Origin of the sequence: Mesorhizobium australicum, from assembly GCF_900177325.1 — a bacterium.
GTDB lineage: Bacteria > Pseudomonadota > Alphaproteobacteria > Rhizobiales > Rhizobiaceae > Mesorhizobium_A > Mesorhizobium_A australicum_A.
In genome coordinates this window covers 5,283,078-5,296,322 of sequence record NZ_FXBL01000004.1, presented here as the reverse complement: position 1 = coordinate 5,296,322, position 13,245 = coordinate 5,283,078, and the positions used below count along the sequence as shown (strand labels likewise).

Sequence of the window (13,245 nt, the reverse complement as noted above, 5' to 3'; positions counted from 1 at the left end):
CATGAATGTCGGCATCGTCATCGTCTCGCATTCGCCCAAGGTCGCCGAAGGCACGGCCGACATGGTCCGCCAGATGGTGGGCGACGAGGTGCCGCTTGCCTGGTGCGGCGGCAATCCGGAAGGCGGGCTTGGCACGTCGGTGGGCGACATCATGGAGGCGATCGAGCGTGCCTGGTCGGAGGCTGGTGTGGCGATCCTCGTCGACCTCGGCGGGGCGGAGACCAATTCGGAGATGGCGGTCGAGATGATCGGCGAGCCGCGCGCGAAGAAGATCGTCGTCTGCAACGCGCCGATCGTCGAAGGCGCGGTGATGGCTGCGACCGAGGCTTCGGGCGGCGCGTCGCTGCGCGAGGTCGTGGCCACCGCGCATGAACTGTCGCCGGCGTAAGGATTGTCGAGCATGTCCGCGAAAGCCGCAGCCTCGGTCCTGATCACTCACGCGGTGGGCCTGCACGCCCGCCCGTCGGTAAAGTTCACCAAGCTCGCCAAGACATTCCCGGCGCAGGTGGAGATGGCGCTGGACGCAGGCGGCCCCTGGATCGACGCCAAGTCGATCGTCAAGGTGATGGCGACCAAGGCGCCGAAGGGAACCACGCTGCACCTTCGCGCGGAGGGCGAGGGTGCTGAAGCCGCCGTCGATGCGCTGGTGGCGCTGGTCGAGCGGGATTTCGACGAGGGCGACCATGCGAAGAGCGCGTAGGGCGGTCGCCATCACGCGGCGTTCGACCGAGTTACGTCACGCCCCCGGCAAGGCAGAGGGGGGCGCCGTAGACCACGACGCGACTGTCACGTTGGGCGAGTGCTCCCTATGACCCCCCGCCCGCCCATCATCCTTGCTGGCATCCCCGCCTCGCCCGGCTTTGCGGTCGGACCGCTGCACCGGCTGGAGGCAACTGAGGCCAACTATGCGGCCAAAGGCTCGCCCGCGACCGAAATCGAGGCACTGACGGAGGCCATAGCCGCCGCCTCCGCCGCCGTCGCCGACCTGATCGAGCGTTCATCCGGTGACACGGCCGACATTCTCGAATTCCAGCTCGCCATGCTCGCCGACGACACGCTGGCCGAGCCTGCGCGGGCCGCGATCGGGCAAGGGGCCGACGCCGCCTCGGCCTGGGCGCGCGCGCTGAATGCCGAGATAGAAGGCTACGAAGCGGCGGAGGACGACTACTTCCGCGCCCGCTCGGCTGACATGAAGGACATCCGCGACCGGGTGCTGCAAGCGCTGGCGGGTGCGGAGGGCGCTGCTGCTCCGCTCGGCGCGATCCTTGCCGGCGATGATATCCCACCGACGCGCTTTCTCGAGACCGACTGGTCGCACGGCGGTGGCATCGCGCTGTCGGCGGGCTCCTCGGCAAGCCACGTCGCCATGCTCGCCCGCGCGCGGGGTTTGCCGATGGTGGTGGGTCTGGGCGATGCCCTGTCCGCGCTGTCCGGGGAAGCGCTGCTCGACGCCAAGGCCGGGACGCTCACCGCATTCGCCTCGGTCGCCGAAATCGATCGGCATCGCACAGCGGCGGCTGCCTTCGACGCCGCCCGCTCCAGTGCCGCCGCCTACCTGTCGACGCCGGCCGCGACTGCCGACGGGACGAGAATTCTGACCTATGTGAACATTGCCGACCCGTCCGACGTCGAGGCGATCGACATCGCCACCTGCGACGGTGTCGGGCTGATGCGCACCGAATTCCTGTTTTCACACGGCCTGCCGGACGAGGATACGCAGTACCGCGCCTATGCCCGCGTGCTCGAATGGGCGGCGGGCAAGCCGGTAACGATCCGCACGGTGGACGCCGGCGGCGACAAGCCGGTCCCCGGTTTCACGGTGCAGGAAGGCAACCCGTTCCTCGGCCTGCGCGGCATCCGCCTGTCGCTGTCGCGGCCAGAAATCTTCCGCGCGCAGATCCGCGCCTTGCTGCGGGCCGCCGTGCACGGCACTCTCAAGGTGATGTTCCCGATGATCGCGGTTCCGGCGGAATATGCGAAGGCGAAAGCCATGTTCGCGGAGGAGGCGCTGGCGCTCTCCGCGCGCGGCACAGTGCACCGCATGCCGCCGCTCGGCATCATGGTCGAGGTGCCGTCGGTGGCGATCGCGCCGGAAGCCTTTGCCGACGTGGCGTTCTTCTCGATCGGGTCCAACGACCTGACGCAATACGTCATGGCGGCGGCACGGGACAACGCGGCGGTTGCGAACCTCAACGACACGGCGCATCCGGCCGTGCTTCGGTTGATTCGCGAGGTGGCGGATTTCGGGGCTGCGCGGGGGATTCCGGTCAGTCTGTGCGGCGATGCCGGCGGCGATCCGCCGTTAATCCCGCACCTTCTCAGGGCCGGCCTGCGGGAGCTGTCCGCGGTTCCGGCGCAACTGGCCGCGGCGAAGGCTGCGATCGCGGAGGTCACGTTGTGAAGAGCCGCACGAGCGACCTGCCGGCTGCGCCGCCCGACACGGAGGGCGCGATCCGCGCCTACAAGACGGTCCTGGCTTCCGTCATCGAGCAGCGACCTTCCGGCACGCGGCAGCGGCTCGCAGATGCGCTCGGCAAGCACCGCTCCTTCGTATCGCAGATCGCCAATCCGGCCTATTCGACGCCGATTCCGGCGAAGCACCTGCCGGCGATCTTTTCCGTCTGCCATTTCAGCCCGGCCGAGCGCGAGGCGTTCGTATCGGCCTACGCGGTCGCGCATCCGGGCAAGGCGCCGGCAAACGCTTCGCGACGCACGCGGCATATTTCCCTGACGGTGCCGGATCTCGGCGACGACCGGCAGAACGCGGCGCTGGACCGCGCCATCCTGGATTTCATCCAGAAGATCACGAGCATTGCAGGGAAGACCTAGGCAGGGACAGTCTATTTTCCCGCAGCAGGACGCGGCGTTTCGAGGAGAGGCGCGGGCGGGAAAGCAGACCTTCCCCGGCAGATACGGGAGGAGAGCATGAAGAAGCTGATGAATTCGGTCGGGACGATACTCATCGACAGCCTGGACGGTTTTGTCGCCGCGCATGGCGACATTCTGGTGCTTGGGGACGAACACAAATTCGTCCGCCGCAAGGCGCTCAAGCCTGGCAAGGTGGCCCTGATCTCCGGCGGCGGATCGGGTCACGAGCCGCTGCATGGCGGGTTCGTCGGCCACGGCATGCTGGATGCGGCCTGCCCTGGCCAGGTGTTCACCTCGCCGACCCCTGACCAGATGCTGGCCGCGGCGCAGGCGGTGGACACGGGGGCCGGCTGCCTCTTCATCGTCAAGAACTACGAGGGCGACGTGATGAACTTCGAGATGGCGGCGGAGATGGCGGACAACGTCGCCACCGTCATCACCAATGACGACGTCGCGGTCGAGAATTCCTCCTACACGACCGGGCGGCGCGGCGTGGCCGGCACGCTGGTGGTCGAAAAGATCGTCGGCGCGGCCGCCGAGGAAGGGCGCGACCTTGCCGCGCTGAAGGCGCTGGGCGAGAAGGTCAACGCCGCGACGCGCTCGATGGGCGTTGCGCTGACCTCCTGCACGGTGCCGGCGGCAGGCAAGCCGACCTTCGACATCGGCGACGACGAGATGGAGTTCGGGGTCGGTATCCATGGCGAGCCGGGCCGGCGCCGCGACAAGCTGAAGAGCGCGGACGCCATTGCCGAGGAGATCGTCCATGCGATCGTCGCGGACTTGGGCAATGCGGCGCAGGGCGAGGCGCTGCTCTTCGTCAACGGTTTCGGCGGCACACCCGCGATGGAACTCTATGTCGTCTACAATTCGGCCCGAAAGCTTCTGCAGGCGAAAGGCATCCGCATCGCCCGGTCGCTGGTCGGCTCCTATGTCACCTCGCTCGATATGGCCGGCTGCTCGATCACGGTGACGATGCTCGACGCCGAGACGACGAAGCTCTGGGATGCGCCGGTGCACACGGCCGCGCTGCGATGGGCGATGTAACCCAGCGTCACTTCGGTTACCTGGACGTGCCTTGTTGAAATTGTGCAGCGCAACGCACTAGGTTCGGTCACCTTTGGAAACCGGATCTAATCATGTCGTTGAAACTGAACGTCATTACCGTCAGCACGCGTCCCGGCCGCATGGGACCGAAAATTGCCGACTGGCTCGTCTCCGTCGCCCGGGAGCATGGCGCGTTCGATGTCGTTCCGGTCGACCTGGCGTCGTTCGACCTGCCGGTTTTCGACGAGCCCAAGCATCCGCGGCTCGGGCAGTACGAGCATGCGCACACCAAGCGCTGGGCCGAGAGCGTCGGGTCCGCCGATGCCTTCGTGTTCGTGACGCCGGAATACAACTACTTCGCGCCGCCCTCCTTCGTGAACGCGGTGACCTACCTGTCGAAGGAATGGGCCTACAAGCCGGCGGGGCTGGCGAGCTATGGCGGCGTTTCGGCCGGCCTGCGCGCGGCGCAGTCGGAGAAGCAGCTGCTGACCACCGTCAAGGTCATGCCGATCCCGGAGGCCGTCGCGATCCCGATGTTTGCGCAGTTTCTGCGCGAGGACGACAGCTTCCAGCCGAATGAACCGATCGTCGACGGCGCGAAGCTGATGCTCTCCGAGCTGCATCGCTGGGCGACTGCGCTGAAGCCGATGCGAGGATAGGCGCCTCGTCGTGCCAGCCTTGCCCAATCCGGTGATTTGATCGACAGTGTTCGTCGCCGGAGGGGTGGGGATGCTCTCGTCCAGTACACGTTCGCTGACATTCGCGGTGGCGGTGCTCTACGCCGTCCTCGGAGCATTGCTCTTCGTGGCGCCGCACTGGGCCGCGCCGAACTTCGCCTGGAAGGTGTCGCCGCTGGTCACGATGACGATCGGCGGCTGGTGTCTCGGCAACGCGTGGGCCGCCTATGTCGTGGCCAGCCGCTGGCGGTTCTCGCTCGTCGTGTCGGGCCTCGTCTATCTCGCACTGTTCGCCCTTTTCCAGGCTGGAGTGGTTCTTGCCTTCTGGCCGGTCCTCAGGCTCGGCCACTGGCTCGCGTGGCTCTACCTCGCGGCGCTCGCGCTCAACCTGCTGCAAGCCGCGGTCTGGATTGTCGAGGCGCTCCGAACACGGCCCGCGATCGAAACGCTGGGAGGAAGAACGAGCCGGCGCGACATCGCGGTCGACGTGGTGTTCATCCTGCTCGTCGCGTTTCTGGGGCTCTATGGACTGCTCGCGCCGCAGGGCGCGCGGGGCCTGCATGGCGGGATCTTTCCCGACATTCTCACCCCGTTCAGCCTGCGGGCTTTCGGCGCGTTCTACCTCGCCGTGGCGCTCGGGCCGCTGACCCTCCTCGTCGTGCGCGGCGTCGATACCGCGCTGACGCACATGTACCTGAGCTGGGGGCTGATCCTGTTCATCGCGCTGGCCGCGCTCGCCTTCATCGGCGTGTTCGATCTGACCGGCCGGCCGGGGCAGTGGATCTATCTCGGCATCTATGTCGCGGTGGGCGCCGCGACAGCGATCTACATGCTGCGCGGCGGCACAGGAGCACGCAGCGCGCAGGCCAGCCGAGAGGTCACAGACCCTCGACGCTGACCAGACGCGCCGAACTGCACTCGTCGCGGATCGACTTTAGCCCCTGGTAGACCGGGCCAAGATAGAATTCCTCCCACGCCTGGACCGAGGGGAACTCCAGAAGCACAATCCGGCGCGGCTGCCAGTCGCCTTCGTAGACCTTGTAGGCACCGCCACGGGCCAGGTATCTGGCCCCCGCAGCTTCGAGCGCTGGTTTCACGCCGGCCATGAATTCCTGGTACCGCACCGGGTCGCGGATCTCGACGTCGAAGATCACATAGGCTGCCATTGCATGTCCCTCCCCAAGGAGGTGAAGCATACAAGCACGGCAACGAGAGTCGACCGCGACCTACCCTTGAGATGCGGCGATCTCTGCTTTCGATTCACCTGCTGCCGAGCCCTTGCCGCCCGGGGCGCCGGCGTTTGCGCCCGGATGCGGCGCTTCCGCCGGCCGTCGGATCGTGGCAGCGGCTTCCTTCACGATCGGCGAGAGGCTCTCGCCGCCGGCGTCGAACACTTCGAAGAAGTGGCGACGCATGCGCGGCTCCCAGAATTTGTTGATGTGCTCGGCCACGCCGGCCACGCCTTCGTCATGCGGCTTGGAGGCGAAGAAGGTGCCGATCTGGTTGGCCATGCGGACGATCTTGGCGATGACGTCGGTTGCGTGATGCTGGTCAGGCGACATGGCGTGTCTCTCCCTCGGTCACGCGACCGGGATGCGTGAAGATATCGAATTCTTCGCCGCGCACGAGCGCGACGAGCGTCATGCCGGCCTCGTCAGCGGTGCGGATTGCCAGGGCGGTCGGCGCCGAGACGGCGATGATCATTGGCGCACCGATTGCCGCGGTCTTCTGCACCATCTCGACCGAGACGCGCGAGGTGACCACGACCGCGCCGGCCGCGCCATCGGTGCCGGAGCTGGCCAGCGCGCCGGCCAGCTTGTCGAGCGCATTGTGCCGGCCGACATCCTCGCGCGCGGCGACGATGCCTCTGCCGGGGATATAGAAGCCCGCGGCATGAACCGCGCCGGTCTCGGCATGCATGGGCTGCGCCTTTGCCAGCAATCGCACAGATTCGGTGAGTTGCTGCGCAGCAAACATCATCTCCGACTTACCGACTGGAGTCACGGACCGCATCGCCTCGTCGATCGATTCGATGCCGCAGAGGCCGCAGCCGACGGGTCCTGCGAGACGCCTGCGCCGGGCCTCGAAACGCTTGTTGGCAGTATCCTTCAGCGCGATCTGGATATCGACGCCCTCGCCGGCATCCTGGATCACCTCGATCGCCGCGATTTCATCCGGCGACGATATAATGCCTTCGGTCAGCGAGAAACCGAGCGCGAAATCCTCGAGATCGGCGGGCGAGGCCATCATCACGGCATGCGTGGTGCCCGCAAACGACAGCGCCACCGGCGTTTCCTCCGGCACCATTCGCGCAGCGGCAGCTGTGCCATTGGCGCGGCGTGCAATGCGGATGGTGGAGGCGAGCGGCGGGCGGGTCATCCGACGCGCGAACCGCGCTGCCCTCGGCTACGGCCTCGGGCGTTCGTCGCTCGAAAAGCCAAATCGTTGGCTTTTCGTCCGCTGCGCGGACCGCTCCTCACTCCGCCGCCTCCAGGTGCCCCTCGATCCGCCGCGAGCGCTTCGACAGTTCCTCGTATTCCTCCTGCCAAGCGCTGGGGCCGTTGGAGGGCGAGACCTGCACGGCCGTTACCTTGTATTCGGGGCAGTTGGTCGCCCAGTCCGAATAATCGGTGGTGATGACGTTGGCCTGCGTGTCCGGGTGGTGGAAGGTCGTATAGACCACGCCCGGCGCCACCCTATCGGTAACGTCCGCCCGTAAGGTCGTTTCGCCGGAGCGCGAGGCGAGGCGGACCCAGTCGCCGTCGCGGATGCCGCGCTGCTCGGCGTCGTGGGGGTGGATCTCCAACACGTCCTCGGCGTGCCAGACGACATTGGCGGTGCGCCTTGTTTGCGCGCCGACATTGTACTGGCTGAGGATACGGCCGGTCGTTAGGAGCAGCGGGAAGCGGGGGCCGGTCTTCTCGTCGGTCGGCACGTATTCGGTGCGGATGAACTTTCCCTTGCCGCGCACGAATCCGTCGACATGCATGATCGGCGTGCCTTCAGGCGCCTTCTCGTTGCAGGGCCACTGCACGGAGCCCATCCTGTCGAGATAGTCGTAGGAGACCATCGCGAAGGATGGTGTCGTCTGGGCGATTTCGTCCATGATCTGCGACGGATGCGCATAGTCCCAATTCAGGCCCATCGCCTGGGCGAGCTTCTGCGTCACCTCCCAGTCGGCGAAGCCGTTCTTCGGGCTCATTACCTTGCGGACGCGGTTGATGCGGCGCTCGGCATTGGTGAAGGTGCCGTCCTTCTCGAGGAAGGTCGAACCCGGCAGGAAGACGTGGGCGTAGTTGGCGGTCTCGTTGAGGAAGAGATCGTGCACGACGACGCATTCCATCGCGGCGAGGCCGGCCGAAACGTGTTTCGTGTCCGGGTCGGACTGCAGGATGTCCTCGCCCTGGATGTAGATGCCCTTGAACGTGCCCTCGACGGCCGCGTCGAGCATGTTGGGAATGCGCAAGCCTGGCTCGTTGTCCAGCTTCACACCCCACAGGCTCTCATAGATGTCGCGCACGGCGTCGCCCGAGATGTGGCGATAGCCCGGCAGCTCGTGCGGGAAGGACCCCATGTCGCACGAGCCCTGGACGTTGTTCTGGCCGCGCAGCGGGTTTACCCCGACGCCGCGACGGCCAATGTTGCCGGTCGCCATGGCGAGGTTGGCGATCGCCATCACGGTGGTCGAGCCCTGGCTGTGCTCGGTGACGCCGAGGCCGTAATAGATCGCGCCATTGCCGCCGGTGGCGTAGAGGCGGGCGGCACCCCGGATGACTTCCGGGTCGACGCCGGCAAGCGGGCCGATCACCTCCGGCGAGTTGCGCTCCTCGGCGACGAAGGAGGCCCAATCCTCGAACTCCGACCAGTCGCAGCGCTCGCGGATGAAAGCCTCGTCGAACAGGCCCTCGGTGACGATGACATGCGCCAACGCGGTGACGACGGCGACGTTGGTGCCGGGCTTTAGCGGCAGGTGGTAGTCCGCCTTCGCATGGACCGAATTGACGGTCTCGGTCTCGCGCGGGTCCAGCACGATCAGCTTCGCGCCCTGGCGGATGCGCTTCTTCATGCGCGAGGCGAAGACGGGATGGGCGGCCGACGGGTTGGCGCCGATGACCATGATCACGTCGCTTTCCTCGACGGAATCGAAGTCCTGCGTGCCGGCGGAGGTGCCGTAGGTCTGGCCGAGGCCGTAGCCGGTCGGCGAGTGGCAGACGCGAGCGCAGGTGTCGACATTGTTGTTGCCGAAGCCCTGCCGGATCAGTTTCTGGACGAGGTAGGTCTCCTCGTTGGTGCAGCGGGACGAGGTGATGCCGCCGACGGCGCCGCGACCATACTGGTACTGGATCCGGCGGAACTCCGAGGCAATGTGCGAGAAGGCCTCTTCCCAGGTGACCTCTTTCCACGGATCCGAGATCTTCTCCCGGATCATCGGCCGGGTGATGCGATCCTTGTGGGTGGAATAGCCGTAGGCGAAGCGGCCCTTGACGCAGGAGTGGCCGCGATTGGCCTTGCCGTCCTTCCACGGCACCATGCGCACCAGCTCCTCGCCGCGCATCTCGGCCTTGAACGAGCAGCCGACGCCGCAATAGGCGCAGGTGGTGACGACCGAGTGCTCGGGTTGGCCGATCTCGATGATCGATTTCTCGGTCAGCGTCGCGGTCGGGCAGGCCTGCACGCAGGCGCCGCAGGAGACGCATTCGGATTCCAGGAACGGCTGGTGCATGCCGGGCGAGACGCGGCTGCCGAAGCCGCGGCCCTCGATGGTCAGCGCGAAGGTGCCTTGCACCTCCTCACAGGCGCGCACGCAGCGCGAGCAGACGATGCATTTCGACGGATCGTAGGTGAAGTAGGGGTTCGACTCGTCCTTCGGCATCCAGTTGAAGTTCGTGGTTGCGTCGGCGCGGTTCTTCGCAAAGACGTGGTTCTCGCCGTCATAGCCGTAGCGCACGTCGCGCAGGCCTACCGCGCCCGCCATGTCCTGCAACTCGCAGTCGCCATTGGCGGCGCAGGTCAGGCAGTCGAGCGGATGGTCGGAGATGTAGAGCTCCATCACGCCCTTGCGGATGTCCTTGAGGCGGCCGGTCTGGGTGTGCACGACCATGCCAGGCGCGACCGGCGTGGTGCAGGAGGACGGCGTGCCGTTGCGGCCCTCGATCTCGACCAGGCAGAGCCGGCAGGAGCCGAAGGCGTCGACCATGTCGGTGGCACAGAGCTTCGGGATCTGGATGCCCGCCTCCATCGAGGCGCGCATGATCGAGGTCCCTTCAGGCACGGTGACGGTAAAGCCGTCGACGGTGAGCGTGACCTGACGCTCGGCCTTGGAGGCCGGCGTGCCGTAGTCGATTTCGTGGACGAGACCCATGGGATTGTTCCTAGCGGTCCTGTTTCTCTGCGAGGGTATGTGCGACGAGCGCATTGGCATGGCCGTGGCCAAGCTTGTGCTCAGCCTTCAGCCAGTTCACGATTTCCATGTGCTTCATGCCGGCACGGCTGCGGACGAGCGTCTTCCAGTGCTCGATCGGCTGCCCGTAGGTCTTCTCGATCGACGGGAAGTAGGAGGCAGGACCTTTGACTTTTTCCGTCATCACCGTGCCTCCGACACTTCCGCCTTGGCCCGTTCGATCCAGGACGCGACCTGAGATGCGAAACTCGATTGAGTGCTCAAAGCGAGCAGACGCGGTGCATCATATGACTGGGGGATAACAATCCAGACGTTGTCGTCGAACTCTCGACCCGAGATGGTCGGATAAAAGCCATTGTCGCTTTCAGCCTGAAGACCAATAGAAACCTCATCCAACAGGTCTTCAACTTCCTCGCAGTCCAAGCCGATGGATGTTGTCATGGCGCAATTCTTGAAACACGCTTGGAGTTGAGACCGATCCATCGTGGTTAGGATTCCCATAGCTCCAGGACCTGTGACAAGCTGGTAGCGATCAACCCGCGCAGCGGCTTCGAAATCAAAGGCCGTGCCGACAGACACAATCTCAAGGCTTGCTTCCATCATTCCGCCGCCTCCTGCATCGGTTTCGGCGCGAAATCCTGCGGGAAATGATTGATCGCGCTCATCACCGGATAAGGCGTGAAGCCGCCGAGTGCGCAGAGGGAGCCGAACTTCATCGTGTTGCAGAGGTCGGTGACCAGAGCGAGGTTCTTCTCCGGCTGCACGCCGGCCGCGATCTTGTCGATGGTCTCGACGCCGCGCGTCGAGCCGATACGGCAGGGGGTGCACTTGCCGCAGCTCTCGATGGCGCAGAACTCCATCGCAAAGCGCGCCTGCTTCAGCATGTCGGCGTTGTCGTCGAAGACGGTAATGCCGGCATGGCCGATCAGCCCGTCCTTGGCGGCGAAGGCTTCGTAGTCGAAGGGCGTGTCGAACAGCGACGGTGGGAAATAGGCGCCGAGCGGGCCGCCCACCTGCACGGCCTTTACTGGCCTGCCCGTCGCGGTGCCGCCACCGATGTCGTAGACGATCTCGCCCAACGACAGGCCGAAGGCGGTCTCGAACAGGCCGCCATGCCGTGTGTTGCCGGCGATCTGGATCGGGATCGTGCCGCGCGAGCGGCCGCGACCGAAGTCCTTGTAGTGCTCCGCACCGCGATCGAGGATGATCGGCACGGAGGCGAGGCTGATGACGTTGTTGATGACGGTCGGCTTGCCGAACAGGCCCTGGATCGCCGGCAGCGGCGGCTTGGCGCGAACGACGCCGCGCTTGCCTTCCAGCGAGTTGAGCAGCGACGTCTCCTCGCCGCAGACATAGGCGCCCGCGCCGACGCGCACCTCCATGTCGAAGGCGTTGGGCGAGCCGAGGATGGCGGGGCCTAGCATGCCAGCCTGCCGCGCAACGTCGATGGCCGCCCGCATCGCCGCCACCGCATGCGGATACTCCGACCGGATGTAGACGAAGCCCTTGGTCGCGCCAGTGGCGATGCCCGCGATCGCCATGCCCTCGATGAGCACAAAGGGGTCGCCCTCCATGATCATGCGGTCGGCAAAGGTGGCCGAGTCGCCCTCGTCGGCATTGCAGACGATGTATTTGCGGTCCTCGACCTGATCGAGCACCGTCTTCCACTTGATGCCGGTCGGGAAGCCCGCGCCGCCGCGGCCGCGCAGTCCGGACTCGGTGACGGTCCCGACGATGTCCGCCGGCGTCATCGCCAGCGCCTTGCGCAGTCCGGCAAGCCCGCCATGGGCCTCGTAATCGGCAAGCGACAGCGGGTCGATGATGCCGCAACGGGCGAAGGTCAGCCGCGTCTGTCTGGCGAGGAAGGGGATTTTCTCCGGGTCGCCGAGCGACAGGGCGTGGCTGCCTCCCGAGAGCAGCCCGGCGTCGAAAAGCGACGCGACGTCCTTCGCCTTGACCGGGCCGTAAGCGACGCGGCCGGATGCCGTCGCCACCTCGACCATCGGCTCCAGCCAGAACATGCCGCGCGAGCCGGTGCGGACGATCTTCGCGTCGAGGCCGCGAGAGGCAATCTCGCGCTCGATGGCCGTGGCAACCTTCTCCGCGCCGAGGGCAAGGGCGCCGGAGTCCTTCGGAATGTAGATCGTGGTGGTCACCGCCGCACCTCAGCGACGATATCGTCAATCGCATCGGCGTCGAGGCGGCCGATCACCTCGCCGTCGAGCATCGCCGCGGGCGCGCAGGCGCACAGGCCGAGGCAGTAGACCGGCTCCAGCGTCACCGAACCGTCCTTTGCGGTCTCGTGGAAGCCGACGCCGAGCGCCTGGCTGACCATGGCGGCGACGCGCTCCGAGCCCATCGACTGGCAGGCCTCGGCCTGGCAGAGCTTCAGCACATGCCGGCCGGCCGGCGCGCGGCGGTAATCGTGATAGAAAGTGGCGACGCCGTGGACCTCGGCATTGGAGATGTTCAGCGCCTCGGCGATCATCGGCAGACTTTCGCCCGGCACGAAGCCGAACTCCTGCTGCACACCGTGCAGGATGGGGAGCAACGGACCTTCGAGATGTTTGCAGGCAGAGACGATTGCCATCGTCCGCACGGCCACGTCCGCGACCTTGATCTGGGTACCTGACGGCTGCAAGGCAGCGTTCCTCCCTGGACCGGCGCCGTCACGCGCCATTTACCAATGGAGCCAGAGAAAACCGCGGAAATCAATAAAGCGGAATCGTCGCTTGATAGAAGATACCTATCGATGCGTGGCTCTTAGCCTATCTACCGCAGTCGTTGGCTGGCCAGATCGTCGGCCAACGCCGTCCCCTGATCAAAGAGCGTCGTTACTGCGGCGCAAACGAAACATGGAGCCGCTTGCAGCCGACTCGTCCGGCCAAGCCGTAGATCGCGTCCAATTCAAGATCGAATCCAGCTCCGGCCGGACGGATGGCGACGGACAACGTCCCCAGAATGTTCTGACTGCTGAAGCCTTCAAGCTCCAGCTTGTCGATCCCATCGAGTTCGAACGTCGCGATAAATTTCCGGTCGAGAACGTAGTAGCCTTGTTCGTCGATCTCGCTTGTCATCCGAAACCCATAGATGACGAGCTTGCTTGCCTTGTCTCTTTCGAGATCGAAACTCAAGACTTCAGCGTCATGGAAGGAAGGAACCGCACCGAACCATCCAACCAGTTCGGAGCCACCCGGTACGTCCTCTATCTGTGAGGGCCCGCTCAACGGAGATCTCCTGCTGACGAAATCTGAT

At 65.6% G+C, this 13,245-nt stretch carries 16 protein-coding genes; 7 read left to right on the top strand and 9 right to left on the bottom strand.

What is annotated here, in order from left to right:
* The first annotated feature begins 1 nt into the window (after nt 1).
* The 7 genes from dhaM (at nt 2) to B9Z03_RS28530 (ending at nt 5,487) form a co-directional block, all read left to right on the top strand.
* Nucleotides 2–388 (top strand): dihydroxyacetone kinase phosphoryl donor subunit DhaM, encoded by a 387-nt coding sequence (gene dhaM / locus B9Z03_RS28560; protein ID WP_085467353.1) that lies wholly within the window; start codon nt 2–4, stop codon nt 386–388.
* Nucleotides 389–400: 12 nt separating this feature from the next.
* Nucleotides 401–700, top strand: a complete 300-nt coding sequence (locus B9Z03_RS28555; RefSeq protein ID WP_085467352.1) for an HPr family phosphocarrier protein — start codon at nt 401–403, stop codon at nt 698–700.
* A gap of 108 nt (nt 701–808) precedes the next feature.
* The gene (ptsP, locus tag B9Z03_RS28550; RefSeq protein WP_085467351.1) at nt 809–2,401 is read left to right on the top strand and encodes a phosphoenolpyruvate--protein phosphotransferase; all 1,593 of its coding nucleotides are present in this window, start codon (nt 809–811) and stop codon (nt 2,399–2,401) included.
* Nucleotides 2,398–2,829, top strand: coding sequence for a helix-turn-helix domain-containing protein (locus tag B9Z03_RS28545; RefSeq protein WP_244561872.1), 432 nt, complete (start codon nt 2,398–2,400; stop codon nt 2,827–2,829). Before ptsP ends, B9Z03_RS28545 begins: the two co-directional genes overlap by 4 nt.
* A gap of 96 nt (nt 2,830–2,925) precedes the next feature.
* The gene (gene dhaK / locus B9Z03_RS28540; RefSeq protein WP_085467350.1) at nt 2,926–3,912 is read left to right on the top strand and encodes a dihydroxyacetone kinase subunit DhaK; all 987 of its coding nucleotides are present in this window, start codon (nt 2,926–2,928) and stop codon (nt 3,910–3,912) included.
* A gap of 92 nt (nt 3,913–4,004) precedes the next feature.
* Nucleotides 4,005–4,571 (top strand): NADPH-dependent FMN reductase, encoded by a 567-nt coding sequence (locus tag B9Z03_RS28535; protein ID WP_085467349.1) that lies wholly within the window; start codon nt 4,005–4,007, stop codon nt 4,569–4,571.
* Between the two features lie 70 nt (nt 4,572–4,641).
* A complete protein-coding gene (locus tag B9Z03_RS28530; protein WP_085467348.1) occupies nt 4,642–5,487 on the top strand; it encodes a hypothetical protein in 846 nt (281 codons plus the stop codon).
* Here the strand turns inward: B9Z03_RS28530 and B9Z03_RS28525 are convergent.
* The 9 genes from B9Z03_RS28525 to B9Z03_RS28485 all read right to left on the bottom strand — a co-directional run bounded on the left by B9Z03_RS28525 (nt 5,468) and on the right by B9Z03_RS28485 (nt 13,217).
* Entirely contained in the window at nt 5,468–5,755 is a 288-nt protein-coding gene (locus B9Z03_RS28525) for a DUF1330 domain-containing protein (RefSeq protein ID WP_085467347.1), read from the bottom strand. The genes B9Z03_RS28530 and B9Z03_RS28525 overlap by 20 nt on opposite strands.
* 60 nt (nt 5,756–5,815) lie before the next feature.
* Complete coding sequence (locus tag B9Z03_RS28520; RefSeq protein ID WP_085467346.1) at nt 5,816–6,151, bottom strand: formate dehydrogenase subunit delta; 336 nt, start codon at nt 6,149–6,151, stop codon at nt 5,816–5,818.
* Nucleotides 6,141–6,968 carry a formate dehydrogenase accessory sulfurtransferase FdhD gene (gene fdhD, locus B9Z03_RS28515; RefSeq protein WP_085467345.1) on the bottom strand — a complete coding sequence of 276 codons (828 nt, stop codon included), beginning with the start codon at nt 6,966–6,968 and terminating at the stop codon, nt 6,141–6,143. The genes B9Z03_RS28520 and fdhD overlap by 11 nt, the downstream gene beginning before the upstream one ends.
* A gap of 97 nt (nt 6,969–7,065) precedes the next feature.
* Entirely contained in the window at nt 7,066–9,951 is a 2,886-nt protein-coding gene (fdhF, locus tag B9Z03_RS28510) for a formate dehydrogenase subunit alpha (RefSeq protein ID WP_085467344.1), read from the bottom strand.
* A 10-nt stretch (nt 9,952–9,961) separates the two neighbouring features.
* Entirely contained in the window at nt 9,962–10,177 is a 216-nt protein-coding gene (locus B9Z03_RS28505; protein ID WP_210191402.1) for a DUF4287 domain-containing protein, read from the bottom strand.
* The gene (locus tag B9Z03_RS28500; RefSeq protein WP_085467342.1) at nt 10,174–10,593 is read right to left on the bottom strand and encodes a hypothetical protein; all 420 of its coding nucleotides are present in this window, start codon (nt 10,591–10,593) and stop codon (nt 10,174–10,176) included. The genes B9Z03_RS28505 and B9Z03_RS28500 overlap by 4 nt, the downstream gene beginning before the upstream one ends.
* Nucleotides 10,590–12,146, bottom strand: coding sequence for a formate dehydrogenase beta subunit (locus tag B9Z03_RS28495; protein ID WP_085467341.1), 1,557 nt, complete (start codon nt 12,144–12,146; stop codon nt 10,590–10,592). Before B9Z03_RS28495 ends, B9Z03_RS28500 begins: the two co-directional genes overlap by 4 nt.
* Nucleotides 12,143–12,580 (bottom strand): formate dehydrogenase subunit gamma, encoded by a 438-nt coding sequence (locus B9Z03_RS28490; RefSeq protein WP_244561945.1) that lies wholly within the window; start codon nt 12,578–12,580, stop codon nt 12,143–12,145. The genes B9Z03_RS28495 and B9Z03_RS28490 overlap by 4 nt, the downstream gene beginning before the upstream one ends.
* Before the next feature lie 244 nt (nt 12,581–12,824).
* Complete coding sequence (locus B9Z03_RS28485) at nt 12,825–13,217, bottom strand: Imm50 family immunity protein (RefSeq protein ID WP_085467339.1); 393 nt, start codon at nt 13,215–13,217, stop codon at nt 12,825–12,827.
* Nucleotides 13,218–13,245 lie beyond the last annotated feature (28 nt).

Coding starts and splice junctions, on each gene's coding strand:
- B9Z03_RS28535 (WP_085467349.1), top strand. CDS start 4,005: ATGTCGTTGAAACTGAACGTCATTACCGTCAGCACGCGTCCCGGCCGC.
- B9Z03_RS28555 (WP_085467352.1), top strand. CDS start 401: ATGTCCGCGAAAGCCGCAGCCTCGGTCCTGATCACTCACGCGGTGGGC.
- fdhD (WP_085467345.1), bottom strand. CDS start 6,968: ATGACCCGCCCGCCGCTCGCCTCCACCATCCGCATTGCACGCCGCGCC.
- B9Z03_RS28520 (WP_085467346.1), bottom strand. CDS start 6,151: ATGTCGCCTGACCAGCATCACGCAACCGACGTCATCGCCAAGATCGTC.
- B9Z03_RS28525 (WP_085467347.1), bottom strand. CDS start 5,755: ATGGCAGCCTATGTGATCTTCGACGTCGAGATCCGCGACCCGGTGCGG.
- ptsP (WP_085467351.1), top strand. CDS start 809: ATGACCCCCCGCCCGCCCATCATCCTTGCTGGCATCCCCGCCTCGCCC.
- fdhF (WP_085467344.1), bottom strand. CDS start 9,951: ATGGGTCTCGTCCACGAAATCGACTACGGCACGCCGGCCTCCAAGGCC.
- B9Z03_RS28530 (WP_085467348.1), top strand. CDS start 4,642: ATGCTCTCGTCCAGTACACGTTCGCTGACATTCGCGGTGGCGGTGCTC.
- B9Z03_RS28500 (WP_085467342.1), bottom strand. CDS start 10,593: ATGATGGAAGCAAGCCTTGAGATTGTGTCTGTCGGCACGGCCTTTGAT.
- B9Z03_RS28490 (WP_244561945.1), bottom strand. CDS start 12,580: ATGGCAATCGTCTCTGCCTGCAAACATCTCGAAGGTCCGTTGCTCCCC.
- dhaK (WP_085467350.1), top strand. CDS start 2,926: ATGAAGAAGCTGATGAATTCGGTCGGGACGATACTCATCGACAGCCTG.
- dhaM (WP_085467353.1), top strand. CDS start 2: ATGAATGTCGGCATCGTCATCGTCTCGCATTCGCCCAAGGTCGCCGAA.